The 7,166-nt window shown below is 55.8% G+C and carries 9 protein-coding genes and 1 pseudogene; 2 read left to right on the plus strand and 8 right to left on the minus strand.

All coding sequences use genetic code 11. The features are described 5' to 3' along the window. Positions 1 to 119: 7-cyano-7-deazaguanine synthase (locus tag G113_RS17795; RefSeq protein ID WP_005908121.1), on the minus strand; the 119-nt coding region annotated here is incomplete at its 3' end. A 13-nt stretch (positions 120 to 132) separates the two neighbouring features. Then, on the minus strand, positions 133 to 789 hold the full coding sequence (locus G113_RS17800) for a tRNA-uridine aminocarboxypropyltransferase (RefSeq protein ID WP_407919108.1): 657 nt from the start codon (positions 787 to 789) through the stop codon (positions 133 to 135). Between G113_RS17800 and rrtA the strand changes: the two genes are divergently transcribed. Beyond that, on the plus strand, positions 755 to 1,333 hold the full coding sequence (rrtA, locus tag G113_RS17805) for a rhombosortase (protein WP_005908123.1): 579 nt from the start codon (positions 755 to 757) through the stop codon (positions 1,331 to 1,333). The two genes, G113_RS17800 and rrtA, sit on opposite strands and share 35 nt — an antisense overlap. On the opposite strand, the gene pyrF is transcribed toward rrtA, so the two are convergent. The 6 genes and pseudogenes from pyrF to cmk form a co-directional block, all read right to left on the minus strand. Then, positions 1,308 to 2,009 carry an orotidine-5'-phosphate decarboxylase gene (gene pyrF / locus G113_RS17810; RefSeq protein WP_005908125.1) on the minus strand — a complete coding sequence of 234 codons (702 nt, stop codon included), beginning with the start codon at positions 2,007 to 2,009 and terminating at the stop codon, positions 1,308 to 1,310. The two genes, rrtA and pyrF, sit on opposite strands and share 26 nt — an antisense overlap. A 15-nt stretch (positions 2,010 to 2,024) precedes the next feature. Beyond that, positions 2,025 to 3,191, minus strand: coding sequence for a lipopolysaccharide assembly protein LapB (lapB, locus tag G113_RS17815; RefSeq protein WP_005908127.1), 1,167 nt, complete (start codon positions 3,189 to 3,191; stop codon positions 2,025 to 2,027). 9 nt (positions 3,192 to 3,200) lie between these two features. After that, positions 3,201 to 3,497 carry a LapA family protein gene (locus G113_RS17820; protein ID WP_005908128.1) on the minus strand — a complete coding sequence of 99 codons (297 nt, stop codon included), beginning with the start codon at positions 3,495 to 3,497 and terminating at the stop codon, positions 3,201 to 3,203. Positions 3,498 to 3,655: 158 nt separating this feature from the next. Next, a complete protein-coding gene (ihfB, locus tag G113_RS17825) occupies positions 3,656 to 3,940 on the minus strand; it encodes an integration host factor subunit beta (protein ID WP_005908129.1) in 285 nt (94 codons plus the stop codon). A 92-nt stretch (positions 3,941 to 4,032) separates the two neighbouring features. Then, positions 4,033 to 5,702 (minus strand): annotated as a pseudogene (gene rpsA, locus G113_RS17830) (30S ribosomal protein S1). Positions 5,703 to 5,795: 93 nt separating this feature from the next. Further along, the gene (gene cmk, locus G113_RS17835) at positions 5,796 to 6,488 is read right to left on the minus strand and encodes a (d)CMP kinase (RefSeq protein WP_005908130.1); all 693 of its coding nucleotides are present in this window, start codon (positions 6,486 to 6,488) and stop codon (positions 5,796 to 5,798) included. Between the two features lie 255 nt (positions 6,489 to 6,743). Between cmk and ribA the strand changes: the two genes are divergently transcribed. Continuing rightward, on the plus strand, positions 6,744 to 7,166 hold a 423-nt coding region (gene ribA / locus G113_RS17840; RefSeq protein WP_005908131.1), incomplete at its 3' end, for a GTP cyclohydrolase II.

A 7,166-nucleotide genomic window follows, 5' to 3' on the forward strand; every position in this document is an offset into this window, starting at 1 on the left:
AGATGGCGCTGGCCATAATCGAAGGTAATGGCGTGAACCTCGTCATATTGCGCCTTGGCCTGTACCAGACAGGTGGTACTGTCCTGACCGCCACTGAACACGACAACTGCTTTTTTCACTTGATAGATCCTCTTAAGGGCGCAAGCTCGCTGGCTTGCGCGTCGAATAGGAGAGCCACTGCTCGTTGAGACGATGGAATAGACTCGGCAAAGGGGCGTATTTGGCAGCGTCGCCCTCCCATTGCGATAACAGATGATAGCCCGCCTCAAGGGTCGACAAAGCCGTGGCAAAAGGCTTCTTGCGTATAAGGTACTGGCCTTCGGCGGTGGCGAGGGCAATGCGCGGCAAGGCGGCCAGAGCCGGGTTCAGTTGCAGCATTTTATACGCCTTGCGCCAGGTGCCATCGAGCAGCACAAAGCAAGGCTCCTCATGGGATGAGGTCGGGGGCAAGGCCCGCAACTCGGCCAGAGACCGGGCCTGCTCATCGGGCCAGAGCAGAAAACAGGGACGACTGGTCAGCAACTGCGCCAACGCCTGGTGTTCGCCGAACGCTTCCCCGACCCAGATCTGAGCCTGAGTCAGGCTGGCGGCCAGCAGGGCTGCGGTTCCCTTGGGGTGCCCCACCTCAGTCGGATGTTGCAAAATGACCAGGGGAGCCCGATTCTCAACCGGATAAATATATTCGCATAGACAAGCTTTAAGGGCGCGAGCGCAGCGTGTACAGTAGCGACTATTTTGTTCGTTGGGCCCTTTCATGTTGTCAGTCAAATCTGGGCTATTCTGGCTCATCACGCTTTCACTCGCCTGCCTGATCCTCTTCTTTACCGTGCCAAATGACCTCATCGCCTTCAACCGGACGCTGATAGCTCAGGGCGAAGGGTGGCGCATCATAACAGGCAATCTGGCTCACACCAATCTGTGGCACCTACTGCTCAACCTCGCCGGTCTGCTGGTGCTCTACGCCTTGTTCTGTGATTACCTGCAGGGCTGGGCCTTGCCACTGCTGCTGACCGTGCTCAGTCTCGCCGTTGGCCTGGGCCTTTGGTATGGCTATCCGCACACCCAATGGTACATGGGTCTGTCCGGCATGCTGCATGGACTCTTCGTTTGGGGGGCCATTCAAGACATTCGTCACCGCCGTCATTCGGGGTGGCTCATGCTGCTTGGGATTGCCATCAAGCTGGGGCTGGATCACTACTCTGGCGGGGATGGCCCGGCTGCCATGCTGATCGGGGCCAAGGTACACATAGGATCACATCTGGTTGGTGCGGGAGCAGGCCTGGTGCTTGGCCTGCTCACGCTACTGGTTAGTGGCTGGCGAGATCGTCGTTGATTTCCGTAAGCGTCAGGGCCGGATCGCCAGATTGGGTGATCGGACGTCCTATCACCAGATAGTCCGCACCCGCAGCCATAGCCTCACTCGGCGTCATCACCCGACGTTGATCTCCCTGCGCCGCGCCCACAGGGCGTATGCCAGGAGTCACCAGCTTGAACTCATCACCCAACTCGGCCTTCAACGCCTTCGCCTCGTTGGCAGAACATACCACGCCATCGAGTCCTGATACCTTGGCAAGGCGAGCCAGGCGCAGCACCTGCTCGGCCGGGCTGATATCCAGGCCAATACCGCGCAAATCGTCTTGCTCCATGCTGGTCAATACCGTCACGCCGATGAGCAGCGGTGCTTTATCACCATAAGGTGCGAGAGCTTCCTTTGCGGCCTGCATCATGCGTTCTCCCCCGCTGGCATGCACGTTCACCATCCAGACACCCAGTTCGGCGCTGGCCGCAACGGCCTTGGCGACCGTATTGGGGATATCGTGAAACTTCAGATCCAGGAAGACGTCGAACCCCTTGGCAACCAGCTGGCGCACGAACTGGGGGCCAAACAACGTAAACATCTCCTTGCCAACCTTGAGACGGCACTGGGCCGGTGAGACCCGTTCAACGAAGGCCAGGGCATCGGCTTCACACTGATAATCCAGCGCAACCAGAACTTTGGGATCTAACATCTCTCTTCCTATAGGTTATTCACCGTCCAGACCACGGATCGGCTTGATGGAACCCCACTGCCGACAAGAGGGGCATTGCCAGAACAAGGAGTGCGTGGCAAAGCCGCACTGGCGGCACTTGTGGGTTGATTTTATTTTGATTTGCTCGCCAACCAGCTGTTGTAACAGCTCCAGGCTCTCCTTGGCGGGCCCCGGCTCTGCACTGGCAAGCTGGAAGCCTACCAGCTGGTAGAACCCCTTCATGGAGGGGTGGCGACGCAATTGGCGCAATACCAGAGCACGAGCCTGGTTCAAGCCATCACGCTCTCCCACCAATTTGGCCAGAGCCAGAGTGACACTCACTCCGGCGTGATCTTCCACCGCCTTCTCGAGCAGCGGGATCAGCTCGGCACTGCGCCCCAACTGCTCGTAGCAGTCACTCAGCAGTGGCATGGCTTCCGAGGCAAAATCGATATCCTGTTCAAAGACTCGCAGCAGCTCGCGACTCGCTTGCTGATAATCGCCCTCTGCCATGTCCAGCCTGGCCAGGCGCAGACTGGCTCGAGCGCAATGGGGATTGACCCCCAGCGCCTTTCTTAAACGAGCACGCCCTTCATTCAGGTCACCATCCATCAGCGCCTGCTCGGCCAGCTCGCAATGAAAATGGGAGATGCGATCGGCCAGCTTCTTGCCGGGGAACTTCTGCAGACGCTGGGCAACCAGAATAGCCTGCTGCCAATCTCGCAGCTGTTGATGAATGATCAGCAACTGCGTGAGCGCAGTCTCCTCGAAATCGGCATCCTCACACAGCTCAACCCAGATGGCCTCAGCCCTGTCGAGTAGACCTGCGGCCAGAAAATCCCGCGCCAGCTCCTGGAGGGCAAGCTGACGCTGTTCGCGAGTCAGCTCACGACTGACCAGGTTCTGATGGATCTTGATGGCGCGATCGACCTCGCCACGCTGGCGAAACAGATTGCCGAGGGATAGATGGGTTTCAATGGTGTCGCTGTCGACTTCAAGCAGCTGAATGAAGAGATCGACAGCCTTGTCAGACTCGTCGGAGAGCAAATAGTTAAGGCCCGCCACATATTGGCGGGAAAACTGGTTGCTCTGTTTCTGGGTGTCCTGGCGAACACTCCTGCGCCCCATATACCAGCCGTAACCGGCTGCAATGGGTAACAACAGGAAAAGCAGTTCAAGCATGGAGGAGCGTTATTCCTTACCGGACCCCTTGTCCGATGCAGTGGCTAATTCCAACTGGCGAGATTGCCTACGCACGGTACGATTCAAGGTGCGATTCTGCAGTTTGAGACGCAGGAATAAGAGGCCAAATACCAGCCAGCCAAGCAGGAAGCCAGTACCGAAAAAGAGACCAAGCAAGAGGGAAAGAGAAAACTCGCCTTGGGCAATCAGATAGTTGAATTGCACCAACTGACCATTCTGTGAGCCGAGGGCCAGGGTGAAGATAAAGACCAACACCAGGGGGATAAGGGCCAAGATACGCTTCATAGGATCTTCCTGTCAGTATCGAAAAAGACCTGATGATTATCCTTAAAATCCACGACAGACTCTAGAGAGAAAGGAAAAAGACTTTCAGAAACAAGCGAATTGACACAATTAAAGAGACGAAAACAAAAAAGGCATACTCAGGTATGCCGTTTTCTGCATTATTCAACGAGGTTGACGCGTTCGCGTAACTCTTTACCCGGCTTGAAGTGCGGGACATATTTGCCCGTCAATTCCACCTTGTCGCCAGTCTTGGGATTGCGCCCGACTCGCGGAGCACGATAGTGCAGAGAAAAACTGCCAAAACCGCGGATCTCAATCCGATCGCCATTTTGCAGGGTCGATGCCATCTGCTCAAGGATCTCCTTGATAGCGGCCTCAACATCTTTAGCCGGCATATGCATGCGGCTCGCAGCCAGTTGTTCGATGAGGTCTGATTTGGTCATAACGTTAAATCTCCTTCCCCGATCACATGCAATATTCATTACGTAAAAATAAAAAAGGGCGGCGTGATGCCGCCCTTTTCTTGCATCAAGGATTACTCACCCTTGGCTGCTTTGAACGCTTCCATCATAGCATTGCTGAACACAACTTCTTCTTGTTGGTTCAGGCTATCGATAGCAACACGCTCGTCAGCTTCGTCCTTAGCACGGACGGACAGGCTTACGGTGCGGTTCTTACGATCAACGCCCATGAATTTAGCTTCAACTTCGTCACCAACAGACAGAACCAGAGTCGCGTCTTCTACACGGTCACGGGCTGCATCGGAGGCACGCAGGTAGCCTTCAACGCCGTCAGCCAGTTCGATCACGGCACCTTTGGCATCAACCTCGGTAACCTTACCGATCACAATAGCACCTTTCTTGTTGTCAGCCAGGTACTTGTTGAACGGGTCTTCTTCGATCTGCTTGACGCCCAGGGAGATGCGCTCACGCTCCGGATCCACTTGCAGAACAACGGCTTCGATCTCGTCGCCTTTCTTGAATTCACGCACGGCTTCTTCGCCCTGGTTGTTCCAGGAGATGTCAGACAGGTGAACCAGGCCGTCGATGCCGCCATCCAGACCGATGAAGATACCGAAGTCAGTGATGGACTTGATCTTGCCGGAAACACGGTCGCCTTTGGCGTGAGTTTCGGCAAACAGCTGCCATGGGTTGGATTTGCACTGCTTCAGACCCAGGGAGATACGACGACGTTCTTCGTCGATATCCAGGACCATGACATCTACCAGGTCGCCAACGTTGACAACTTTGGACGGTGGATGTTTTTGTTGGTCCAATCCATCTCGGAAACGTGTACCAGGCCTTCAACGCCTTCTTCGATTTCAACGAAGCAGCCGTAGTCGGTCAGGTTGGTCACGCGGCCAGACAGACGGGTGGTCTCCGGGTAACGCTTGGCGATAGCAACCCAAGGGTCTTCGCCCAGCTGCTTCAGACCCAGAGATACACGGGTACGCTCGCGGTCGAACTTCAGTACCTTGACGGAGATCTCGTCGCCAACGTTGACGATTTCGGAAGGATGCTTAACACGCTTCCACGCCATGTCGGTGATGTGCAGCAGGCCGTCAACACCGCCCAAATCTACGAATGCACCGTAGTCGGTCAGGTTCTTGACGATACCCTTAACTTCTTGACCTTCTTGCAGGTTGGCCAGCAGGCTTTCGCGCTCGGAGGTGTTCTCGGTTTCGATCACGGCACGACGGGAAACAACAACGTTGTTGCGCTTCTGGTCCAGCTTGATGACCTTGAACTCGAGTTCTTTGTTTTCCAGGTGAGCGGTGTCACGGATCGGACGCACGTCAACCAGAGAACCCGGCAGGAAGGCACGGATGCCGTTCAGTTCAACGGTGAAACCACCCTTGACCTTGCCGTTGATGATACCGATAACGGTAGCTTGCTCTTCGTAAGCCTTCTCAAGCTGCAGCCAGGCTTCGTGGCGCTTGGCTTTTTCGCGGGACAGCTTGGTTTCGCCGAAACCATCTTCGATAGAGTCCAGAGCTACGTCGACAGTGTCACCTACGCTGATTTCCAGCTCGCCCAGGGCGTTCTTGAATTCTTCAGCAGGAATGGCAGACTCGGATTTCAGACCGGCATCAACCAGTACGAAACCGTTCTTGATACCAACGACGGTACCCTTAACGATGGAACCTTGACGGGTTTCAACGGAATTCAGGGACTCTTCAAAGAGTTGAGCAAAAGATTCGATCATTGTTTGTGTCACAAGTGAAACATCCACTAGCAATCCGGCACCAGCGGGGCTGTTTGAAATAATCTGCTCCATCCTTGGCGCAGACGACCGATGTCAGCGTGAGCTGACATCATTGAGTTGTTGCTTCGCATAAGATAAGACCGTTGCCAGTACTTCATCGATGGTCAGCGCGGTGGAATCCACCACCAGGGCATCTTCAGCCGCTTTCAGTGGCGCTACGGCACGATTTCTGTCGCGATCGTCACGTTCCTGAATCTCGGCTAAAAGACGCTCAAAGTTAACATCAAAGCCCTTATCTTGCAACTGCTTATAGCGGCGCTGGGCCCGCTCCTCGGCGCTTGCGTCAAGGAAAATTTTGATCTCGGCCTCGGGGAAAACCACTGTGCCCATATCACGCCCATCGGCGATGAGACCCGGGGCCTGACGAAATGCGCGCTGACGGCGCAGCAGGGCTTCGCGCACGCGCGGGAAGGCGGCAACCTTGCTGGCCGCATTGCCTACCGTCTCGGTGCGGATGGTACGAGATACGTCCTCACCCTCCAGTACTACCTTCATTTGGCCATTTTCAACAGGGAACTGCACATCAAGATTGGCAGCCAGGGGGACCAGCGCCGCTTCACTCTCGAGCTCCACATCATGGTGCAGCGCCGCCAGGGCGAGAACCCGGTAGATGGCACCGGAATCCAGCAGCTGCCAGCCCAGCTGTTCGGCCAGCAACTGGCACAGTGTGCCTTTACCGGCACCGCTCGGGCCATCAACTGTCATTACGGGGGCCATATGGGGCATATCATATCTCCTGCACTTGATGTTGCGCATCATCCCGGTGGGGATGAGGTAATGGGCGCAGAGTATACCCAAATGTGAGGTCTCTGGCAGTCGCCAACGCACAGTTCCGTGTAAAAGCTGTCGCAACTGAGCTTTTTGTGTACAGGATTTCTTCTAGGGATTCAGGCTCTTCCTGACGGGTTCTGATGGTCGCGGAGCGCGAGGCGCGCTAAACTGATCCCCTTTTTTCGCGTCCTCGTTGTTAAGGAGTACCCCATGAGTAGCATTACTCTCGTGGCCAAATCCAAATTGCCAACCCCTTGGGGCACCTTCACCCTGGTGGGCTTCCAGGAAGTTGGCACCGGTAAAGATCATGCCGCCCTAGTGATGGGCGATGTCAGCGGGGATGACCCCGTACTCGGCCGCATTCATTCCGAGTGCCTGACCGGCGATGCCCTGTTCAGTTTGCGCTGCGACTGCGGCTTTCAACTGCAGGCAGCCCTGCAGAATATTGCCGAAGCCGGTCGCGGCGTGCTCCTCTATGTTCGTCAGGAAGGACGTGGCATAGGTCTGCTCAACAAGATCCGCGCCTATCATCTGCAAGATCAAGGGGCCGATACGGTCGAGGCCAATGTGGCCCTCGGTTTTGCTGCGGACATGCGCGATTACACCATCTGCGCCGATATGCTCAAGGCACTC

It is taken from the genome of Aeromonas molluscorum 848 (assembly GCF_000388115.1).
GTDB classification, from domain to species: Bacteria; Pseudomonadota; Gammaproteobacteria; order Enterobacterales; family Aeromonadaceae; genus Aeromonas; species Aeromonas molluscorum.

Bases quoted from the DNA above. Each gene is read 5' to 3' on its own strand.
- rrtA (WP_005908123.1), top strand. From the start codon at position 755: ATGTTGTCAGTCAAATCTGGGCTATTCTGGCTCATCACGCTTTCACTC.
- G113_RS17800 (WP_407919108.1), bottom strand. From the start codon at position 789: ATGAGCCAGAATAGCCCAGATTTGACTGACAACATGAAAGGGCCCAAC.
- pyrF (WP_005908125.1), bottom strand. From the start codon at position 2,009: ATGTTAGATCCCAAAGTTCTGGTTGCGCTGGATTATCAGTGTGAAGCC.
- lapB (WP_005908127.1), bottom strand. From the start codon at position 3,191: ATGCTTGAACTGCTTTTCCTGTTGTTACCCATTGCAGCCGGTTACGGC.
- G113_RS17820 (WP_005908128.1), bottom strand. From the start codon at position 3,497: ATGAAGCGTATCTTGGCCCTTATCCCCCTGGTGTTGGTCTTTATCTTC.
- ihfB (WP_005908129.1), bottom strand. From the start codon at position 3,940: ATGACCAAATCAGACCTCATCGAACAACTGGCTGCGAGCCGCATGCAT.
- cmk (WP_005908130.1), bottom strand. From the start codon at position 6,488: ATGCCCCATATGGCCCCCGTAATGACAGTTGATGGCCCGAGCGGTGCC.